1 protein-coding gene is annotated in these 1,168 nt (G+C 52.0%); it reads left to right on the plus strand.

Going from position 1 to position 1,168, the window contains the following annotated elements; genetic code table 11:
- Positions 1-50: 50 nt before the first annotated feature.
- The coding region (locus E1297_RS01605; RefSeq protein ID WP_368669429.1) for a conjugal transfer protein TraG N-terminal domain-containing protein at positions 51-1,168 on the plus strand (1,118 nt) is incomplete at its 3' end.

The following is a 1,168-nucleotide window of genomic DNA, read 5'->3' on the forward strand; positions in this document are numbered from 1 at the left end:
CGTCCGGACACCAGATTCAACAATAGCTCGTCGTTCCGACGGCTACGGTCGTGATTGAGGATGCCTATACCGGAGAGGTTCGGCCGGTGGCGAATGTTCCGCTTGGGGTTGCGGCAACGGGAGGTATCATTTCCCGGATCGGGTACGGCATTACGGAATTGTTCGAACAAGGCTATTCAGACCCGGTCCGGATTACGGACAACGGGTTTCTTGAGCCGCTTCAGGCATTGAATACGGTGATGAATATTGCCTACGGTGCTGAGCTTTTGAACGCTGTTGATGCCGATATTGGCGGCTACACCAATATCCGGCAAAGCATGATCAACTACATCAAGGAGTGCACGGCGGTTAAAATCCTGACCGGCGAAACAACCTCTTCGGCCAATTCCGTGGCAAAAATCATGGATGGCATACGGTACAATTCCTCGGTCCACGGCACGAAGATCTATATTGATGCATCTTCTCAGCAAGGCGATGAGCTGACCTGTTCAGAGGCAGCGAACAAGTTGGTACTGGGACTGGACCGGATTGGTTACAAGTCATTTTCCAAGCTGAATGAGTTGCTTAATCTGGATCCGACTTACATGACGGCGGAAATGAAGATCAGCAACGGTCTCCAGATGCTCAACCAGACCGGTACGAGTTCGACAGATTTTGTGAAGCTGGCGCTTTTGGTGCCACTTTACGAAGAAGGCATGAAGCACGCAGATCTGTTTTATGGGGGCTACAATTCCGGCCTGATGATTAGTGAGGCAGTCATGCAGCGCAACGTGCAGTGGGCCGGCGAAGCGTCGATGTTCATGACCGTCGTCCACCCGATGATCACGTTTTTTGAGGCTTTTATATACGCAATCTCACCAATCGTAGCGATCATGCTGGTGATGGGAGCGGTCGGCATGAGTATTGCGGTCAAGTATTTTCAAACCGCACTCTGGATCCAGCTCTGGATGCCGGTCCTGTCGATCATCAACCTCTACATGACCATCATGGTCAGTGAAGGCATGGCAGGGCCGACCGAGTTCCAGAGCATTTATGCTTATGGAGCAGCGTCGATCGATCTGCCCAATTACATCGCGACTGGCGGGATGCTGGCCGCCGCAACCCCTGCCATATCCCTATTGATTACGCAACCTGAAATGGCATTGTTGCATAATTTGGTTACGTGCCG

This window comes from Roseibium sp. RKSG952, assembly GCF_009711355.1.